The organism is Labrys sp. 22185, from assembly GCF_052045555.1.
Classification (GTDB): domain Bacteria; phylum Pseudomonadota; class Alphaproteobacteria; order Rhizobiales; family Labraceae; genus Labrys; species Labrys neptuniae.
Genome location: NZ_JBQEPH010000002.1, coordinates 76139 through 94195, shown reverse-complemented (window position 1 = coordinate 94195; position 18057 = coordinate 76139). Strand labels below are relative to the sequence as shown.

Annotated in this window: 16 protein-coding genes; 7 read left to right on the top strand and 9 right to left on the bottom strand. The window is 64.1% G+C overall.

Annotation, left to right across the window (positions count from 1 at the left end; genetic code table 11):
* Positions 1-12: 12 nt before the first annotated feature.
* On the bottom strand, positions 13-1074 hold the full coding sequence (locus tag ACTJKX_RS04975) for a DUF2252 family protein (RefSeq protein WP_440724561.1): 1062 nt from the start codon (positions 1072-1074) through the stop codon (positions 13-15).
* A 157-nt stretch (positions 1075-1231) separates the two neighbouring features.
* On the opposite strand from ACTJKX_RS04975, the gene ACTJKX_RS04970 reads away from it, so the two are divergent.
* Positions 1232-2944, top strand: a complete 1713-nt coding sequence (locus tag ACTJKX_RS04970; RefSeq protein ID WP_440724560.1) for a phospholipase D-like domain-containing protein — start codon at positions 1232-1234, stop codon at positions 2942-2944.
* A 15-nt stretch (positions 2945-2959) separates the two neighbouring features.
* Here ACTJKX_RS04970 and ntrC read toward each other — a convergent pair whose 3' ends face one another.
* From ntrC to dusB, 3 genes are all read right to left on the bottom strand, one after another.
* Positions 2960-4399, bottom strand: a complete 1440-nt coding sequence (gene ntrC / locus ACTJKX_RS04965) for a nitrogen regulation protein NR(I) (RefSeq protein ID WP_311934802.1) — start codon at positions 4397-4399, stop codon at positions 2960-2962.
* 96 nt (positions 4400-4495) lie between these two features.
* Entirely contained in the window at positions 4496-5611 is a 1116-nt protein-coding gene (locus ACTJKX_RS04960) for a two-component system sensor histidine kinase NtrB (protein WP_068297124.1), read from the bottom strand.
* Positions 5608-6648 carry a tRNA dihydrouridine synthase DusB gene (dusB, locus tag ACTJKX_RS04955; RefSeq protein ID WP_440724559.1) on the bottom strand — a complete coding sequence of 347 codons (1041 nt, stop codon included), beginning with the start codon at positions 6646-6648 and terminating at the stop codon, positions 5608-5610. The genes ACTJKX_RS04960 and dusB overlap by 4 nt, the downstream gene beginning before the upstream one ends.
* A 78-nt stretch (positions 6649-6726) precedes the next feature.
* Between dusB and ACTJKX_RS04950 the strand changes: the two genes are divergently transcribed.
* Together ACTJKX_RS04950 and ACTJKX_RS04945 are read left to right on the top strand one after the other, a co-directional pair.
* Positions 6727-7251, top strand: a complete 525-nt coding sequence (locus tag ACTJKX_RS04950; protein ID WP_394308824.1) for a DUF2147 domain-containing protein — start codon at positions 6727-6729, stop codon at positions 7249-7251.
* A gap of 88 nt (positions 7252-7339) precedes the next feature.
* Entirely contained in the window at positions 7340-8371 is a 1032-nt protein-coding gene (locus ACTJKX_RS04945; protein WP_394308822.1) for a cupin domain-containing protein, read from the top strand.
* 65 nt (positions 8372-8436) lie between these two features.
* Here ACTJKX_RS04945 and gatB read toward each other — a convergent pair whose 3' ends face one another.
* From gatB to gatC, 4 genes are all read right to left on the bottom strand, one after another.
* Positions 8437-9903, bottom strand: coding sequence for an Asp-tRNA(Asn)/Glu-tRNA(Gln) amidotransferase subunit GatB (gene gatB, locus ACTJKX_RS04940; protein WP_440724558.1), 1467 nt, complete (start codon positions 9901-9903; stop codon positions 8437-8439).
* A 48-nt stretch (positions 9904-9951) separates the two neighbouring features.
* The gene (locus ACTJKX_RS04935; RefSeq protein ID WP_311934807.1) at positions 9952-10290 is read right to left on the bottom strand and encodes a chorismate mutase; all 339 of its coding nucleotides are present in this window, start codon (positions 10288-10290) and stop codon (positions 9952-9954) included.
* Between the two features lie 2 nt (positions 10291-10292).
* Positions 10293-11831, bottom strand: coding sequence for an amidase (locus ACTJKX_RS04930; protein WP_440724557.1), 1539 nt, complete (start codon positions 11829-11831; stop codon positions 10293-10295).
* Positions 11832-11919: 88 nt separating this feature from the next.
* A complete protein-coding gene (gene gatC / locus ACTJKX_RS04925) occupies positions 11920-12207 on the bottom strand; it encodes an Asp-tRNA(Asn)/Glu-tRNA(Gln) amidotransferase subunit GatC (protein WP_440724556.1) in 288 nt (95 codons plus the stop codon).
* A 194-nt stretch (positions 12208-12401) separates the two neighbouring features.
* Here gatC and ACTJKX_RS04920 point away from each other — a divergent pair, with 194 nt between their 5' ends.
* Entirely contained in the window at positions 12402-14120 is a 1719-nt protein-coding gene (locus ACTJKX_RS04920; RefSeq protein WP_440724555.1) for a caspase family protein, read from the top strand.
* A 54-nt stretch (positions 14121-14174) separates the two neighbouring features.
* Positions 14175-15170, top strand: a complete 996-nt coding sequence (locus tag ACTJKX_RS04915; RefSeq protein ID WP_440724554.1) for a tetratricopeptide repeat protein — start codon at positions 14175-14177, stop codon at positions 15168-15170.
* 73 nt (positions 15171-15243) lie between these two features.
* On the opposite strand, the gene ACTJKX_RS04910 is transcribed toward ACTJKX_RS04915, so the two are convergent.
* Entirely contained in the window at positions 15244-15945 is a 702-nt protein-coding gene (locus ACTJKX_RS04910; protein WP_311934812.1) for a metal-dependent hydrolase, read from the bottom strand.
* Positions 15946-16174: 229 nt separating this feature from the next.
* On the opposite strand from ACTJKX_RS04910, the gene ruvX reads away from it, so the two are divergent.
* Together ruvX and ACTJKX_RS04900 are read left to right on the top strand one after the other, a co-directional pair.
* The gene (gene ruvX / locus ACTJKX_RS04905) at positions 16175-16639 is read left to right on the top strand and encodes a Holliday junction resolvase RuvX (RefSeq protein WP_245443533.1); all 465 of its coding nucleotides are present in this window, start codon (positions 16175-16177) and stop codon (positions 16637-16639) included.
* A 4-nt stretch (positions 16640-16643) separates the two neighbouring features.
* Complete coding sequence (locus ACTJKX_RS04900) at positions 16644-18005, top strand: FAD-dependent oxidoreductase (protein ID WP_440724553.1); 1362 nt, start codon at positions 16644-16646, stop codon at positions 18003-18005.
* Positions 18006-18057: the final 52 nt, after the last annotated feature.

Here is an 18057-nt window from a genome sequence, read left to right as displayed (position 1 = left end):
CCAATCAACGCGTCAGGCGAATGCCTCCTGCTCGCCGATCATGGCCGCGGCCGCTGCCCTCGCGGCGTTGCAGAGCCAGTCTTTCCTGCGCTTGCGCAAATCCTGCTGCAGCAGCGACAGCCGATCCGGATCATTGGCATGGCAGTTGGCGATTTCCTGCCCCATCAGTGCGAGCATCCGAGGCGACAGGAACGCGTCGATCGCCGTTTTCACTTCCAGCTTGCGGCTGTTGGGAGACAAGCGCCGCACGAGGATGGCATCCTTCACCCCGTAATGTGGGTCCGCTGCCCGGCAGCGCCCGGTCGCGATCGTCTCGGCCAGGATCGCTTTGGCCCCGGGATCGAAGCGCAGGGACCAGGCCGAGATGGTCAACCTCTTGGCCTCGCGCAGCACCGGCCCGCCCCGCCATTCGCCGCAGGCCATGAAGCGCGCCCGGCCGAGACTGCCGGTGCCCGCCCGTCTGGGGAAAAAATGATATGCGCCCTGCGGATCGGGCATCGCGGCCCGCAGCCTCTCCTCGTAGACGGGCTTGATGGATTTTCCCGTCCTGATGTCGAACTTGCTCCAGAACGCCTTACGCTCCGATTCCGGCAACAGCACTGCCTTGCGCAGCCACTTATGATCACGCTCGAGCACCACCGGAGCGGGAGTGGCCAGCCCGGCGGCATAGCCGGCCGCAACCGCCCGGCAGATCTCCGCTGCCGGTGGGTCGCCACTGGCCCGCGCCAGCAACGCACTGGTGGCAAGCCGCACGAGGTCGAGCACATAGGGCATGAAAGCGGCATCGTCGAAATCGTTGGCACCCCAGATCAGGCGCCCTTCGCTATCGCGCCAGGTGCCGAAATTCTCCAGATGGGTGTCGCCGATTGCCAGAACTTCCGGCGCGTCGGCGAGCTCCGGGCAGATCTCCAGGATCGTCTCGGCCCAACGCCAATAGGTCGCACGCAGAAAGGCGAAGGCTCTGCCACGCATCTTGCGGTGTTTTTCTTCCAGGTCCGCCTCGACGAAATCGGCTCCGATCTCATCCCTCAGCCAGTTTTCATAGGCTCGCACCGAGGCCCTGATTGCGTTCATGCCTGCATCCCATATCCGGGTAGCCGAATGTAGGGAGCAGCGGAGCCGAACGATAGCGGATTTGTCGCGTTCCCGATGTCACGCAACGGTCGAACGCCCATGCTCTATTTTATCCGCACGGGTTCCACGATCGACGCATGAAGCGGGAGAAGCAGGCATGCGAGCGGAAGCAACGAATGGTGATTTTGCGCTTCGGGCCATCGCAGGCAGCCATGTGGTACTGCTGGCGCTCGACGCCACTGCCGAGGCCCGCCGGGGGCTGCTCGGCTTTGCCATCAAGCGCACCGATGTCACCGAAGATCAGTCCTATTGGCTGAGCGGCACCAAGCTGTTCCGAGATGTGGTTCCCGAACCGCGTCCGGGGCAGAAATACTCCACGCTCGAACATCCGATCCAGAGCTTCTTGTGGAGCGACTACACCGCCAAGCCCGGTCGTCCCTATGGCTTCCTGATCCGGCCCGTCTACGGCACGCCCAAGAACCTGCGCTATGGCAAGGATGTCGAGATCAAGGTCACGACCGAGAGCGAGGATAGCGGCAAGCATGCCGTCTACTTCAATCGTGGTGCCATCGCGAGCCAGGCCTTCGCCGAGAAATTCGGCAACCAGGGTCCGGCCGATCCCGATGACAGCCATGATCGTACCACTCAATGGCTCTCGCGCGGTCTGCTCGAGGCCGTTCTCGATTTCATCGCCGATGCCCGTCCGGGAGAAAGCCTGCGCATCGCAGCCTATGAATTCAGCTATCCGCCGGTGCTGAAAGCCCTGGCTGCCGCGCATGAGCGCAAGGTCGATGTCGCCATCGTCTATGAGGCCGGCCAGGAAACCGTGAAGGGCGAAAGTCGGGATACTGAGGCCACCAAGGCCAACGCCGCAGCCATCAAGGCTGCCGGCTTGCCCAAGACGATCCTGCTGCCGCGCACCCGCCGTAACGACATTCCGCACAACAAGTTCATCCTGCGCCTGTCGGACGATCCGGCCCGCGTCGCCCTATGGACCGGTTCGACCAACTTCACAGCCTCCGGTTTTCTAGGGCAGAGCAATGTCGGCCACCTCGTGCGGGATGAGGCGCTTGCCGCCCATTATCTCTCCTATTGGGAAAAGCTTGCTGACGACACCGAATGGAAGCCGCTGCGTCAATGGGTTGGCGCCGAAAACGCCGCGCCCCAAGGCGAGGTTCCGCCAGGCACGATCACCCCGCTGTTCAGCCCGCGCCCGGATGACAGCCTGCTCGCCTGGTATGCCGACCGCATCCGCGCAGCGCGGCAAACCGTGATGTTCACGGCCGCCTTCGGCGTCAATGCCACCCTGGCCAAGGCCTTTACCGAGGACGTTGACTTCCTGCGCTACATCCTGCTCGAAAAGCCGCTCGACACCAAGGCGGAGAAATTGTTGGGCAGCGACCCGGACCTGCAGATCGCCAATGGTGCCGCCCTCGGCAAGATGACGCTACGCGCCAAGGTTCCCGGCTGGAAACTCGACAGGTGGTTCCTGGAGGAAGGCCATTACCGCTATGAAGGTAATGTCTTCTACATCCACACCAAGATCCTGCTGGTCGACCCGCTGTCGGACGATCCTCTGGTCATCAGCGGTTTGGCGAACTTTTCCAGGAACTCCCTCGTCAACAATGACGAGAACATGCTGCTCATCCGCGGGGAGACGCGCGTCGCCGACATCTACATGACGGAGTTCGACCGCATCTTCCGGCACTTCTACTTCCGCAATGTCGCCAACCAGCTCGCACTCAAGGGGAGCGAGGGAACACAGGCCATCTTCCTCGACCCGACCGACGGATGGGTCGGCGAGAATTTCGATCCCGATCGCATGAAGTCCAAGCGACGCAAGCTTTTCTTCCCGCAATCGCCGAATTGATCCCCGCACCGCGCCTCAGCGGATGGCGCGGATGACCTGGATATCGAGGTCGCGGATCTTCTTGCGCAATGTGTTTCTGTTGACGCCGAGAAGTTCGGCCGCCTTGATCTGGTTGCCGCGCGTCGCCGCGAGCGCCGCGCCGATCAGCGGCTCCTCGATGTCGCGCAGAACCCGGTGATAGAGCCCGGGAGGCGGCAGGTCGTCGCCGAACTTGCTGAAATAACGCGTCATATGGCGCTCGACCGAGGCCGACAGGGTTTCGTCGACCGAGCTCTCCGCCTCCAGCGGCATGGTCTCGGAGGTCGCCAATTCCTGCTCGATGATCGCGGCCGTCAGTGTCTCCTGCGGGTAGAGAGCACAAAGCCGGCGCACCAGATTTTCGAGCTCGCGCACATTGCCCGGCCAGCGATGGCGCTTGAGGCGCTCGACGGCTGAAGAATCCAGATGCTTGGCCGGCAAGCCCTCCCGCTCGACCATCTTGAAGAAATGGCGGGCGAGATCCGGCACGTCCTCCGCCCGCTCTCGCAGCGGCGGCAGGCGCAGCGGCACGACATTGAGACGGAAGAACAGATCTTCGCGGAACAGGCCCTGCTGGATCAGGATGCGCAGGTCCTTGTTGGTGGCGGCGACGATGCGCACATCGGTCTTGATCGGCGTGCGCCCCCCCACCGTGGTGTATTCGCCCTGCTGCAGGACGCGCAGCAGGCGTGTCTGTGCCTCCATCGGCATGTCGCCGATCTCGTCGAGGAACAGCGTACCGCCCTCGGCCTGCTCAAAGCGCCCGACGGAACGGGCATTGGCGCCGGTGAACGCCCCCTTCTCATGGCCGAACAATTCGGATTCGATCAGGTCGCGCGGGATCGCCGCCATGTTGATGGCAACGAAGGCGCCGCTGCGGCGCTTGCCATAGTCATGCAGGGCCCGGGCTACCAGCTCCTTGCCCGTGCCGGACTCACCGGAGATCATCACGGTCAGGTCCGTCTGCATCAGGCGAGCGAGGACGCGATAGATCTCCTGCATCGCGGCCGAACGGCCGACCAGCGGCATGCTCTCGGCTTCCTCACCCGAGCGCGGCGCCGGCTTGCCGCGAGGCTCGCTCAGCGCGCGGCCGACGATGGCGATCAACTCCTTCAGGTCGAAAGGCTTGGGCAGGTAGTCGTATGCCCCCTTCTCGGAGGCCCGGATCGCCGTCATCAGCGTGTTCTGGGCGCTCATTACCACGACGGGCAGTTCCGGCCGCACTTTCTTGATGCGCGGCAGCATGTCGAAGGCGTTCTCGTCCGGCATCACCACGTCGGTGATGACCAGGTCCCCCTCGCCCTGGCTGACCCAGCGCCACAGCGTGGTGGCGTTCCCGGTCGAGCGCACCTCATAGCCGGCGCGGGACAGGGCCTGGTTGAGCACCGTCCGGATGGCGGCGTCGTCATCGGCGACGAGAATACTGCCTGCCTGCATACTCGGTTTTCCTATGCGCTAAAGCGTTTTGCGATTTGAGCGTTTCAGTTCAAATCGCAAAGACGCGTCGAACCAAAGAGAAAGAACAACAAGCGTTCACGGCTGAAGGCGCTTTGCTTCGGAGTCGGAACGATACATGGGGAGAAGGATGCGAAAGACCGTGCGCTTATTCTGGCTTTCGCATTCGACGATGCCCCCGTGATCGCCGACGATCTTGGCGACGAGGGCCAATCCCAGCCCGGTACCGCTGGTCTTGGTGGTGACGAAGGGATCGAACAGATAGGGCAGGAGATCGGGCGCCACGCCCGGCCCGCTATCCTTGATGCACACTTCGATGGGCAGGCTGACCCGCGAGGACGATCCCGGCACCGAAAGGCGCACGCCCGGCTTGAAGCCGGTGGTCATGGTAATCTCGCCATCCGCCTCGCCATCGATGGCCTCGGCGGCGTTCTTGACGAGGTTGAGCACGACCTGGACGAGCTGGTCCTTGTTGGCATGAACCGGCGGCAGCGAGGGATCATAGTCCTCGATGAACTTGATCTTGCGGGCAAAGCCGGACTGGGCCAGCTTCTTCACATGCTCGAGCACGACATGGATGTTGACCGGGCTGCGCGCCACCGGGCGCTCATCCGAGAACACCTCCATGCGGTCGACCAGCTTGACGATGCGGTCGGCCTCTTCGCAGATCAGCTGCGTCAGCTCGCGGTCGGCGTCTTCAACCGACTGCTCCAGAAGCTGGGCCGCGCCGCGGATGCCGGAGAGCGGGTTCTTGATCTCATGAGCCAGCATGGCCGCCAGCGCCGTCACCGAACGGGCGGCGCCCCGATGGGTGAGCTGGCGGTCCATCTTGTCGGCGATGGTGCGTTCCTGCAGCATGATCACCACGCCGCCGGACTGGTCCTGCATCGGCGCGACCTGGATGTCGACATGCCGCTCTCCGCCGAGCCGGGGCGAGCCAAGGTCGACGCGATATTCGTTCACGGGCGCATTGCGCTCGCGGACCTGGTCGATCAGGGCCAGCAGCGGCGAACCGAAAGGCAGCAGGTCCTTGATCAGATTGCGCCGCATCATCGGCGCGCTGACGTCGAAGAAGGCCTCGGCGGCCATGTTGGCGTCGAGCACCCTGCCCTGTGCATCCACCGAAAGAATGGCGTGCGGCAAGGCATTCAGGACAGCTTCGTGGTTGGGCATGTGGCGCGGCAAGGCTGTCATGCGGCCACCCGGTCGAGGCTGGCGAAATAGGCGGTGAAGGCGGCTGCCACCTGCCCGGGCCTGTCGCCCGTCAGAACCGACTGGCGCAGTTCGGCATTGCCGCCACCGAAATAATCCTGAGCCGCCTCCATGGCGGAAGCCAGATGCTTGCGGGCGTGGCGGATCCCATGCGCGGGCCCGTAGAGATCGAGCAGGCCGTGATAGTGCTCCAGCGTGAGGTCGCGCTGCACCGGCGCCTCGGGCACGGGCAGAGCCTCGCCGGCTGCAAGCTCGCGGGCTATATGCCCCGGCAGCCATGGCCGTCCCTGGGCAGCCCGCCCAACCATCACGGCATCGCAGCCCGATTGCTGCAGCATGGCCAGGGCATCGCTGAGGCCCCGGCAATCGCCGTTGGCGACAACGGGAATGCCAACGGCCTGCTTGACGGCCTGGATGGCTCGCCAATCAGCCGTGCCCTTGTAGAATTGCATGCGGGTGCGCCCATGCACGGTGATCATGCCGGCACCCGCCTGCTCGGCCCGGCGGGCGAGTTCCGGTGCATTGAGGCTGGCCTGGTCCCAGCCCAGACGCATCTTCACCGTCACCGGGACCTTCACAGCCGATACCGTCGCCTCGATCAAGGTGAGCGCATGATCGAGATCGCGCATCAGGGCCGAACCGGACCAACCGCCAGTAACGCGCTTAGCTGGGCACCCCATATTGATGTCGATGACATCGGCGCCGGCATCGACTGCCACGCGCGCCGCTTCGCCCATCCAGCGCGCCTCGCAGCCCGCAAGCTGTACGACATGCGGCCCACCGCCGGGCGCCTCGGCCCGCAAACGCGCCTCTTCGTCACCGGTGGCGAGACGATCGCTCGCCACCATCTCGGAAATCACCAGACCTGCGCCCTGGCGCTGTGCAATACCGCGCAGCACGGCGTCGGTCACGCCGGACATCGGCGCCAGGACCACCGGATTTGCCAACTCGACCGTCCCGATCCGCAGCCGTCTTGGCGGCGCAGATTCGATCGTGGCCGTGATTTCCTTGCCTACCATGAATGCAGGGCTCCTCTATGCTCACAATCTAGCCAGTCACAGAGACGGCAGCAAGCGGAATTCGCCTCCTAAACAAGCATGCCTGCAAAACGGGCAGCGCAGGGCAGATTCATCGCCCCGCCATCTCGATACTCCGATTTGCACATTACCCGCGTTTGGCAAATGATGCGGTTGCGCAAGGGCACCTCATGCCGCCCCTCACAGTCGCGTCCGGGAGTGAGATCGATGAAGATTAAGCTATCACAATTCGTTATAGCCACTATATCAACCATTTTATTGGCAGGCGCCGCCCAGGCCGGCGATGCATCCGGGACCTGGCTGAGGGAGAATGGCGAATCGAAGGTGAAGATCGCTCCGTGTGGCGAAGCGCTGTGTGGCTCCGTCGTCTGGGTCAAGGATCCCAAGCATCAGGACAATGTCGGCAAACGCGTGTTCTACGACATGGCGCCGTCGGGCGACGACAAATGGAAAGGCAAGGCCTTCAATCCCGAGGACGGCAAGACCTATACCGGCACCATGACCCTTTCGGGCAACCGGCTCACCACGGCCGGCTGCGTTCTCGGCGGCCTGATCTGCCGGTCGGTCAGCTGGAACCGCCAATAGAGACATGGCGGGCGTGCCGTTCCGATGCACGGCGCGCCCTTCCGGCCGAAACGAGGCCGAGGACTGTTTGGCGAAAGGATTTGGAGCGATGACGGCGGAGAGCAAGCCGGCGGCGCGGCCGATTTCGTCGGATGACGTGCCCTGGACGGAATGGGCCGAGGTGCCGCGCTTCGGCGTGCGATACCGGCATCTCACCCGGGCGGCGATCGGCGATTCCTATCATGTCGGGGTCGCCATCGAGGAGTTGGAGCCGGGGAAACAGAGCTCGCCTGCGCATTTTCACATCTTCGAGGAAGAACATGTCTTCGTCCTCGATGGCGAGCTTGCCGCACGGGTCGGCAGCGAAACGCACAGGCTGAAGGCCGGCGACTACATCTGCTTTCCTGCCGGGCAGAGGGCTGGCCATTGCCTGCTCAACCAGGGCAGCGCGCCGGCCCGCTACGTGATAATCGGCGAGCGCAACGAGAATGAGGTGGTGGTCTACACCGACTCCAACAAGGTACTGGTGCGGGCCCTTGGAAGGGATGCCCTCCTCGACCTCGAAGCGGCACGCAATTACTGGGATGGCGAGGCCACCGGCCTCGACGCCCCGGTCTTCCCCCGCCCCGACATCGTCGGCAGTCTTGCGGCCAAGCCTGTCAAGCCGCTTGCGCCGATCTCGCAGGACCACGTGCCCTGGGACGAGAATGGTGCCGGGCCGCAATTCGGCGGCTCGTCCAAGCACCTGACCTATGCCGCCGCGGGCAAGGCCTATCATGTCGGCGTGCTGATCGAATCCCCGGCTCCTGGCCTGCGCCTGTGCCCGACCCACTATCACATGCTCGAAGAGGAGCATGCGCTGGTCCTCGAAGGAGAGCTGACGCTCATCCTGGGCGAAGAGCGCCTCAGGATGAAACCAGGCGACTATGTCTGCTTTCCGGCTGGCCAGAAGATCGGCCACTCCTTCATCAACGCCGGCACGGGTCCTTGCCGCTACCTGATGATAGGCGAGCGCAACCTGAACGAGGTCTGCGTCTATCCCGACTCGAACAAGATGGCCGTCGATGCGCTCCAGCGCGTTGACGGCGTCTTCGATATGTCGGCGACAAGAGATTATTGGGACGGCGAAAAGACTGCGTAGTCAGATCCAGGCCATCCCGGGATCGCAGGCTCACGGCATGCAATCCCGGGATGGCGTACCGCTTCTCAAAGGCCGAGCTTGGCCTTCAGGATATCGTTCACGGCCTGCGGATTGGCCTTGCCGCCGCTCTGCTTCATCACCTGGCCGACGAACCAGCCGAGCATGGTGGGCTTGGCCTTGACCTGCTCGACCTTGTCGGGATTGGCCGCGATCACCGCGTCGATGGCCGCCTCGATTGCCCCGGTATCGGTGACCTGCTTCATGCCGCGAGCCTCGACGACGGCACGCGGGTCGCCGCCTTCGGTCCAGACGATCTCGAACAGATCCTTGGCGAGCTTGCCCGAAATGACGTTCTCGCCGATGAGATCGACGATCGAGCCGAGCTGCGCGGCGGAAACGGGCGAGGCGGTGATGTCGAGCCCTTCCTTGTTGAGGCGGCCGAACAATTCGTTGATCACCCAGTTCGCCGCGATCTTGCCGTCGCGCCCCGTCGCGACCGCCTCGAAGAAATCGGCGGATTCACGCTCGGCCGTCAGCACGCCGGCATCGTAGGCCGACAGGCCGTACTGGCTGATGAAGCGTGCCTTCTTGGGATCGGGCAGTTCCGGCAGATGGCCGGCGAGATCATCGACATAGGCCTGGTCGAATTCGAGCGGCAGGAGGTCCGGATCGGGGAAATAGCGATAGTCATGCGCTTCTTCCTTCGACCGCATCGACCGCGTCTCGCCCTTGTTGGGATCGTAGAGGCGGGTCTCCTGGTCGATGGAACCGCCGTCCTCCAGGATGCCGATCTGGCGACGGGCCTCGACGTCGACGGCCTGGCCGATGAAGCGGATCGAGTTGACGTTCTTGATCTCGCAACGCGTGCCGAAGGGCTCGCCCGGACGGCGCACGGAGACGTTGACGTCGGCGCGCAGATTGCCCTTGTCCATGTCGCCGTCGCAGGTGCCGAGATAGCGCAGGATCGTGCGCAGCTTGGAGACATAGGCGCGTGCCTCGTCGGCCGAGCGCAGGTCCGGCTTGGAGACGATCTCCATCAGAGCCACGCCCGACCGGTTGAGGTCGACCAGCGAGACGTCGCCGACATGCATGGACTTGCCGGCGTCCTGCTCCAGATGCAGGCGCTCGATGCCAACGCTCAGCGTCTCGCCGGTCTCCGGCACCTCGACGATGACCGTGCCCTCGCCGATGATCGGCTGCTTGTACTGCGAGATCTGGTAGCCCTGCGGCAGATCCGGATAGAAATAGTTCTTGCGGTCGAACACCGACTTCAGATTGACCTGCGCCTTGAGGCCGAGGCCGGTGCGGATGGCCTGGCGTACGCATTCCTCGTTGATCACGGGCAGCATGCCGGGCATGGCGGCATCGACCAGCGAGACATGGGAGTTGGGCTCCCCGCCAAACTTGGTGGAGGCTCCCGAAAAGAGCTTGGCCTCGGAGGTGACCTGGGCATGGATCTCCATGCCGACGACCACTTCCCAATCGCCCGTGGCGCCCTTGATCAGCTTCTTGGGATCAACCGTGGCGTTCATGTCTAGGCTCCGGTTCGAAGTAGAATTCAATGTTTGAACGGGCTGATGTCAGCCTCGTTTGTCCGTGGTCAGGTGCTGGTTCTCGTAGTCGATGATCCAGGCCACCATGTCGCGCCAGATGAGTTCGGCAAGTTCGGGCGGCAATCCTTCGATTTCAGCCCGCCTGCAGGCCGATGCCACCACCTCCTCGACGCGCTCGGGGATGTTGGCAGGCAGGCCGTCGCGGTTCTTCACCTTGACCACCCGTTGCACGACCTCGAGGCGGCTGGCCAGGAGGTGCACCAGCTTTTCGTCGATGGCATCGATCTCGCGGCGCAGATCCGCCAATGTCTCGGTCGTGCCCGACGTCTTGCTGGTGTCCTTGCTGGTGTCCTGGCCGCCGCTCATGCTCAGGCCCACCAACGCTCGGGCCGGCCGAGCGAGCCGGCCGCCTGCTCGACGGCATGGCCGAGGGTGAACAATGTCTCCTCGTCGAAGGGGCGCCCGATGAGCTGAAGGCCGAGCGGCAGGCCGCCCGAGGACAGCCCGGCCGGCACGGACAGGCCCGGCAGGCCGGCCAGGTTCACCGTCACCGTGAAGACGTCGTAGAGATACATCTCCACCGGATCGGCGCCGCCCTTTTCGCCGATGCCGAAAGCGGGCGACGGGGTAGCCGGCGTGAGGATGGCGTCGACGCCGCTGGCATAGGCCTGCTCGAAATCGCGCTTGATCAGCGTGCGGATCTTCTGGGCCCGGACGTAGTACGCATCGTAGTAGCCGGCCGACAGCACATAGGTGCCGATCAGGATGCGGCGCTTCACCTCGGCGCCGAAACCGGCAGCGCGGGTGTTCTCGTAGAGCTCGGTGATCTCGCGGCCGGCAACCCGCTCGCCATAGCGCACGCCGTCATAGCGGGCCAGATTCGAGGAGCACTCGGCCGGCGCCACGATGTAATAGGCCGGCAAGGCATATTTGGTGTGCGGCAGGCTGATCTCGCGAATTTCGGCGCCGGCATCGCGCAGCCAGTCAATGCCCTTCTGCCAGAGCGCGTCGATCTCCGCCGACATGCCTTCCACCCGGTATTCCTTGGGAATGCCGATGACCTTGCCCTTTACGCTGCCGCCGATCGCCGCCTCGTAGTCGGGCACGGCGATATCCATGGAGGTGGTGTCCTTGGGATCGTGGCCGGCCATCGAATTGAGCATGATGGCACAGTCGCGCACGGTATGGCCGAAGGCGCCGGCCTGGTCGAGCGAGGAGGCGTAGGCGATGATCCCCCAGCGCGAGCACCGGCCATAGGTCGGCTTGATGCCGGTGATGCCGGTGATGGCGGCCGGCTGGCGGATGGAGCCGCCGGTGTCGGTGCCGGCCGCACCAGGGCACAGGCGCGCGGCCACGGCGGCGGCGGAGCCGCCGGAGGAGCCGCCCGGAACCAGGAAGCCGTTCGGCGTCTCGCCGGCGGCGCGTGCTTCTTCGAGCTTGCGCTTGCCGTCCTCGGCGCTCCAGCCCGGCGGCAGCCAGGGCGAGACGGCCGCCCCGAAGGCGGAGGTCTCGTTCGACGAGCCCATGGCGAATTCATCGTTGTTGGTCTTGCCGAGCATGACGGCACCGTCGCGCCAGAGCTGGCTCGTCACGGTCGATTCATAGGGCGGCACGAAATTGTCGAGGATACGCGAGCAGGCGGTGGTGCGCACCCCCTCGGTGGCGAAGAGATCCTTGACGCCGAGCGGCACGCCTTCGAGCGGGCCGCCCTCGCCCTTGGCGAGCTTGTCATCGGCCCGGGCCGCCATGGCGAGCGCCTGCTCCGGCGTCTCCAGCACATAGGCGTTGAGGCCGCGTGCCTTTTCCATCGCATCGAGATAGACCTTGGCCGCTTCGGTTGCGGTGAAGGTCTTGGCCTTCAGGCCGTCGCGGATTTCAGCAAGGGTGAGATCGGTGATGTGGCTCACGGAAAGATGTCCTGAACGGATGCGGCCCGGGTTCGAAGCGGCGGGAAGTGCCGCGGCTTGAGCGCGCTGGGCCTGGAAATGGCGTAATTCAGTCGACGACCTTGGGAACGAGGAAATAATTGTCCTCGGAGGCCGGCGCGTTGGCGACGATCTTCGCGGCGATATTGCCGTCCGTCACCACGTCCTGGCGCTTCTTCATCAGCATCGGCGTCACCGAGGTCATCGGTTCCACGCCATTGACATCGACTTCGTCGAGTTGGGCCACGAAATCGAGGATGGCATTCAGCTCGCCCTGCAAATGCGGAACGTCTTCTTCGGTGACGGCAATGCGCGCAAGACGCGCGATACGCTTCACCGTGGCGGCATCGACAGACATGAAACCCTCGATTGTGCGCGAAATCACGGAACGGCGCGGTCTATCACGCGTAGCTTTGCAGGCGCAACCGATCTTGTCCCCCACGATGTCGTAAAGCGGGGGAACGAGTCACGTTCGTTTGACGCCATTTGCGCGAAGTCCTTCGCATGAGGCCCTTGCGTAAGATATTCTTCTTCGGTGACCGGGGAACCGCCATGAGTGCACGCCTCGCCCTTGTTCTCCTTGCCATGCTGGCTTTCGGGGGCGGCGTCATGCCGGCTTCGGCCAAGCTCCTGGCTCTGGTCGTCGGCAACAATGCCTATCAGGAAGTCGCGCCGCTGCAGACCGCCGTGAACGATGCCCAGGCCATGCGGGACGCCCTGCAGCGGGCGGGCTTCACGGTCACGCTGGTGGAGAATGGCACCAAGCGCCAGATCAGCCGGGCCATGGCCGCGGTGGAGGGGGCGATCAGCCCCGGTGACACCGTCCTCTTCCACTATTCCGGCCATGGCGTCGAGATCGAGGGCCAGAACTGGCTCCTGCCCGTCGACGTTCCCACTGCCAGGGAGGGCGAATCCGGGCTCGTCAAGGATGAATCCTTCAATGCCGCCGACATCATCGACCGCTTCCGGGCGAAGGGCGCAAGACAGGTGGTGGCCATTCTCGATGCCTGCCGCAACAATCCCTTCGCCCAGGGCGGCACGCGCGCCCTGCCGACCACACGCGGCCTCGCGCGCATGGAAGCCGATGGTGGCGTCTTCATCATGTTTTCGGCGGGCACCAAGCAGGAGGCGCTGGATCGCCTGTCACCGGCCGACTCGGAAAAGACCTCCGTCTTCGTACGTTCCTTCCTGCCCCTGCTGGGCCGCCAGGACCTGACATTGATCGACATGGCCAAGGAAACGCAGGAGAAGGTGCGGACCCTCGCCCGCAGCGCCGGGCGGGAGCAGATCCCCGCTTATTATGACGGCATCGTCGGCCGCGTCACTCTGACGGGCGAGTTGCCGGCCGCCCGCGTGAGTGCTCCGCCGACACCGGTCACGCCCGATTCCAATGCCGCCGGCACCAGCCAGTCGGAAAACCTGTTCTGGCAATCGATCCAGAACAGCTCCGATCCCGCCATGTTCCAGGCCTATCTCGACCAGGTGGGCATCGGCACGTTCACGGGGACCTATAAGGTGCTCGCCCAGATCAAGCTTGCCGCGCTGCAGCCCAAAGCCGCGCAGCAACCGGCAGCAAAACCTGCTCCTTCCTCGCCGCCACCGCCTGCCGAGCAAGCCACCCTGTCGCCGCAGCCCACGCCCGGTAACGCGGTCGCCGACGCCGCTGTGACGGCCTGCGACCAGGCAGCCGCGGATGCGCGTGACCCCGACAAGCCGGCCGCGATTGCCGGAGCAAGATTGTCCGGCGACGGTGCCTCGGCGGCCATAGCCGCGTGCAGCAAGGCCATTGCGGTGCCCGCAGCGCCGCGCCGCGTCTTTTATCAGCTCTCCCTCGCCTACGCACAGGCCGGACAGGATTCGCTCGCGCTGGCTCAACTCCAGAAGGCGGCCTCGCTCGGCCACGGCCTCGCTCTCTACGAGCTCGCCGGGCGCTATCTGGCTGGCCGCGGTGTTCCCAAGGATGCCATCAAGGCCCTCAGCCTCTACTACAAGGCGATCGATGGAAACTATGCGCCGGCCGTCAGTCGAATCGCCTGGATGTATGCCAACGGCCTTGGCGCCAGCCGCGATTATCGCAAGGCGGCGGCGATCTACGAACTCGGAGTCAAGAGCAGGGAACCGACGGCCTATTCAGGCCTCGGCCTGCTCTATCTCAAAGGCCAGGGCGTGACCAAGGATGTCGGCAAGGCCTGCGATCTCTTCAGGCAGGGTGCAGCCGCCGGGGATGCCGACGCAGCCGGCAATCTCAATGCCAAATGCCCGCCGGGCTGAGCGACAGGCGCAGGCAGATTCAGTCGGACGGTTGGAAATGAGCGGAGAGCGCAGATGTCGATGAAACTGCTGGCAGGGTCCCTGATCGCCACGGCGCTGGCGCTGTCCTGGAGCGCGCCGGGCCTGGCGGATCCTGCCCGCCCACTGCTGCTCGCCCAGGCGAGCCAGTCGGCCGAGGACATCTTCTGGCAATCGGTGCAAAACAGCACCGATCCCGCCATGTTCCAAGCCTATCTCGACCAGGTGGCCAACGGCACCTTCAAGGGCATCTACAAGCCGCTGGCCGAGATCAAGTTGAAAGCCCTGGGCAAGGCTGCGGCACCGTCCACGCCGGCGCCGGAAACAACGGCCCAAGACCGCGCCACGCCGCCGCCGGCAACGGAACCGACAACCTCGTCCCCTCCCGCCCAGACTGCTCAGGATGGGGCATTGTCACCCGATATCGAGGCCTGCGATCGCGCGGCCGCTCATGCGATGGACGAGCAGAAGCCGGCCAACCTGCCCGGCGTCACCTTCGACAAGCTCGACACCTCGGCGGCCATCACAGCCTGTCTCAGGGCGACGCAGCTTACCGATGCGCCGGCCAGGGAGTTCTTCCAGCTAGGACGCAGCTATGACAAGGCCGGGAACTACAAGGAAGCCATGGTGGCTTACAAAGCTGCCATGGAAAAGGGACACAAACGGGCGATCTACAACGTGGCGACCGGCCTGATGAAGAACCAGCGCGGCGTCAAGAAAGACCCTGCCGCGGCTTTGGCACTGATGGAGAGGGCCGCGGACGAGAAAGTGATGTTCGCCCTTTCAGGCCTTGGCGACTATTACCGCCTTGGTGTCGGGGGGCGCCGCAACTACCCGAAGGCGATCGACTATTATAACCAGGCCATCGCAGCCGGCGATTCACAAGGCTATGTCGGCCTCGCCATCATGACCTATGACGGCACGGGCATGCCGAGAAACCGCAACAAGGCTTGCGATCTCTGGCAGAAGGGCTCCAGCCTCGGGGATGTCAACGCCGCCGACTACAGCAAGCGCTACTGCCGGTATCGCTGAGGCCGAGTTACAAATAGCCACCGCTTTGGACGCCGAGTCGCAGGCAGGCTACCCGCGACTCGGCCATGCATCCTCACCCGACTTCCACGCTCTCACCGGATTTGGGGGCAAGCACCCGCGTCTTGGTGCCGGCGAGCCCCGCGGCGAAGGTATCGGCATTGCTCACCAAGCCGGGGAAGGTGGCGTAGTGGCAGGGAATGGCGACATCGAGGCCGAGATAGCGCTTCACCGCCAGTGCCGCTGTCTGCGGGCCCATGGTGTAGCGGTCTCCGATCGGCACCAGGCCGATCTTGGGCTGATGCAGTTCGGCGATCAGGGCCATGTCGGAGAAGATGTCGGTATCGCCTAGATGATAGAGCGTCGGCTGGCCCGGCGCCTTGAGGATGAGGCCATTGGCATTGCCGACGGCAATGCTGACGCCATTGTCGATCAGACTGGCCGAATGATCGGCTCTCACCATCGTGACGCTGAATCCGCCGAGATCGACGGTACCGCCGGTGTTCATCGGCTCGACCTTCTCCACGCCCTTACCCGCCAGGAAGGTCACCAGATCGGCGTTGGAGACCACCGTCGCACCGGTTTCCCGCGCCAGCTCGATGGTGTCGCCGACATGGTCGGCATGGCCATGGGTGAGCAATATGTGGCTGATGCCGGCGCTGACGGCGGCACGGTCTCCCTTGAAAGAGGGATTCCCGCTCAGGAAGGGGTCGAACAACACGGCCTTGCCGTCGAATTCGACCCGGAAAGCGGCGTGGCCGAGCCAGGTAATACGCATTTGGACAATTCCTTGAACAATGAGGTTGGTGTCATGAGTACAGCAACGAACCCGATCTCAAAATCGGGTCCGATGCGGAAGCCCGTTGCTCTCGCATCTTTTTGCCGAAAACCGGCCTCCACTTTTCGGCGCGATGCCCTAGAAAACCATAACGCCCGCAGCCCCCAAAATGCTATCGGCATTGCAGCCGGGCGCCAATCCCGGGACGCTCGCTCCCAGAGATATTTCCTTGATTGTTGATCTCTTCGACCTCGCCGAAAATTTGCCCGCCAACCAGCGCCTGCTCGGCCTCGATCTCGGCACCAAGACGATCGGCCTGGCACTATCCGACGTGATGCTCACCATCGCCTCGCCCCTGGAAACGATCCGCCGCACCAAATTCACCGCCGATGCCGAGCAGTTGCTCGCTCTCTGCGCCCGACACGAGGTCGGCGGCCTGGTACTCGGCTATCCCCTCAACATGGATGGAAGCAAAGGTCCGCGCGCTCAGGCCTCGGAGAGTTTCGCCCGCAACCTGCAGCGCCTGAGCGACCTGCCGGTTGCCCTGTGGGATGAGCGCCTGTCCACGGCGGCCGTGACCCGAACCTTGCTCGAAGCCGACGCTTCGCGTCGCAGGCGGGCAGAAGTCGTCGACAAAATGGCGGCATCCTTCATTCTGCAAGGCGCGTTGGATCGCCTGGGCTATGGGCGATAGCATCATGAGAACGATCACTGAACCGGCGCGCCGGATCGACGTCATCCTGGAAACGGACGTCCTGGTGGTCGGCAGCGGCCCGGCGGGGCTGGCAGCAGCCCTCGCCGCCGCCCGGGCCGGTGCCGAAACCACGTTGCTGGAGCGCCATGGCTGTTTCGGTGGCAACATCACGCAGGTCGGCGTCGAAGGCTTTGCCTGGTATCGGCATGAAAACACGGTCGACAGCGAGGGCATCGGCATCGAGTTCGAACAGCGCGCCAAGGCCATGGGTGCGGCCCAACCCGAGCCGCAATCCGACAGCCAGGCGCTCGACGCCGAATTGTTCAAATATGTCGCCGATGTCCTTGTGCAGGAAGCCGGAATTCGTCCCCTGCTCCACAGGCTGGTGGTGGGCACCATCGTCGAGGACGGCGCGATCAGGGGTGTGATCACCGAAAGCAAGGCCGGCCGCGAAGCCATCCTGGCCAGGCGCGTGGTGGATGCGACCGGTGATGCCGATATCGCCTTCCGGGCAGGTGTTCCTACCTACAAGACGCCGCGTGAAGAGATGCAGGCCGCCTCGGTGATGTTCTCGATGTGCGGCGTCGACAAACGCCGCTTCCTCGAGGCGGTGAAGACCGATCCGCAGACCTACAAGGACTGGGGTGGTGGCGAATGGACGGTCGAAACCACCGGCAAGGAGGACTCGATGTTCTCGCCCTTCCTGCGCAAGCCGTTCAGGAAGGCAATCGAAGCGGGAGAAATTCCCGCCAATCTGTCGACGATCTGCGGCACCTGGGGCGCGGTTTCCGACCAGGGCGACCTGACTTATCTCAATCTGGTGCATCTGCCCGAGCTGGACGGGACGGATCCCAACGACCTCACCAAAGGCGAGATCGAGGGGCGGCGCCAGGCCGTGATGGCGGTAGAGGCCTTGCGCCGCTACATGCCGGGCTGCGAAACCGCCAAGCTCCGCAATTTCGGCATGACGATCGGCATCCGCGATACCCGCAAGATCGACGCCCTCTACAATATGGTCGGGTCCGATGTGCGCGAGCAGGCCCGTTTTGATGATTCGATCGGCATCTTCCCCGAATTCATCGACGGCTACGGCATCCTGATCCTGCCGACGACCGGACGCTATTTCCATGTGCCCTATCGCGCCATGCTGCCTCAGAAGATCGAAAACCTGATCGTTGCCGGCCGCAGCATTGGCGGCGACAAGGTTTCACATGCCGCCGTGCGCAACATGATGTGCTGCGCCGTCGCCGGCCAGGGCGCAGGCGCGGCTGCCGCAGTTTCCCTGAAGAGCGGGCGCTCCTTCCACGATCTGGAGATCGCGCAGGTCCAGCAGGAACTGCGCCGCCAAGGCGCGCGGATCCATTGAAAATATACCGAGTCTGGAAGATACCGACGCATCCGAGCCTTGGACACTTGAC

Excerpts from the sequence above, each read along its gene's own strand:
- ACTJKX_RS04975 (WP_440724561.1), bottom strand. The coding sequence starts at position 1,074 with ATGAACGCAATCAGGGCCTCGGTGCGAGCCTATGAAAACTGGCTGAGG.
- ACTJKX_RS04970 (WP_440724560.1), top strand. The coding sequence starts at position 1,232 with ATGCGAGCGGAAGCAACGAATGGTGATTTTGCGCTTCGGGCCATCGCA.
- ntrC (WP_311934802.1), bottom strand. The coding sequence starts at position 4,399 with ATGCAGGCAGGCAGTATTCTCGTCGCCGATGACGACGCCGCCATCCGG.
- ACTJKX_RS04960 (WP_068297124.1), bottom strand. The coding sequence starts at position 5,611 with ATGACAGCCTTGCCGCGCCACATGCCCAACCACGAAGCTGTCCTGAAT.
- dusB (WP_440724559.1), bottom strand. The coding sequence starts at position 6,648 with ATGGTAGGCAAGGAAATCACGGCCACGATCGAATCTGCGCCGCCAAGA.
- ACTJKX_RS04950 (WP_394308824.1), top strand. The coding sequence starts at position 6,727 with ATGCCTGCAAAACGGGCAGCGCAGGGCAGATTCATCGCCCCGCCATCT.
- ACTJKX_RS04945 (WP_394308822.1), top strand. The coding sequence starts at position 7,340 with ATGACGGCGGAGAGCAAGCCGGCGGCGCGGCCGATTTCGTCGGATGAC.
- gatB (WP_440724558.1), bottom strand. The coding sequence starts at position 9,903 with ATGAACGCCACGGTTGATCCCAAGAAGCTGATCAAGGGCGCCACGGGC.
- ACTJKX_RS04935 (WP_311934807.1), bottom strand. The coding sequence starts at position 10,290 with ATGAGCGGCGGCCAGGACACCAGCAAGGACACCAGCAAGACGTCGGGC.
- gatC (WP_440724556.1), bottom strand. The coding sequence starts at position 12,207 with ATGTCTGTCGATGCCGCCACGGTGAAGCGTATCGCGCGTCTTGCGCGC.
- ACTJKX_RS04920 (WP_440724555.1), top strand. The coding sequence starts at position 12,402 with ATGAGTGCACGCCTCGCCCTTGTTCTCCTTGCCATGCTGGCTTTCGGG.
- ACTJKX_RS04915 (WP_440724554.1), top strand. The coding sequence starts at position 14,175 with ATGTCGATGAAACTGCTGGCAGGGTCCCTGATCGCCACGGCGCTGGCG.
- ACTJKX_RS04910 (WP_311934812.1), bottom strand. The coding sequence starts at position 15,945 with ATGCGTATTACCTGGCTCGGCCACGCCGCTTTCCGGGTCGAATTCGAC.
- ACTJKX_RS04900 (WP_440724553.1), top strand. The coding sequence starts at position 16,644 with ATGAGAACGATCACTGAACCGGCGCGCCGGATCGACGTCATCCTGGAA.